This window comes from Jeotgalibacillus proteolyticus (assembly GCF_050107735.1).
Taxonomy (GTDB): Bacteria; Bacillota; Bacilli; order Bacillales; family Jeotgalibacillaceae; genus Jeotgalibacillus; species Jeotgalibacillus proteolyticus_A.
Genome location: NZ_JBNILO010000055.1, coordinates 1 through 213, shown reverse-complemented (window position 1 = coordinate 213; position 213 = coordinate 1). Strand labels below are relative to the sequence as shown.

Here is a 213-nt window from a genome sequence, read left to right as displayed (position 1 = left end):
GCTCCCCGAAGCATATCGGTGTTAGTACCGTCCTTCATCGGCTCCTAGTGCCAAGGCATCCACCGTGCGCCCTTTCTAACTTAACCAAAAAATGGTTGATCAGCGTCGCGCTTCTTCGTCCGCTCGTGTCGTCATCTCCTCACGCACTGAAAAGTGCGCTCCGGGATTCCTCCACTCACGTCCTCGAATCACTCGCTGCTGAACCATTTTTAA

General features: G+C 53.5%; 1 rRNA gene. It reads right to left on the bottom strand.

The features are described 5' to 3' along the window. Nucleotides 1–86 (bottom strand): 23S ribosomal RNA (locus tag ACQCT8_RS19115); the annotation flags it as partial. Nucleotides 87–213 lie beyond the last annotated feature (127 nt).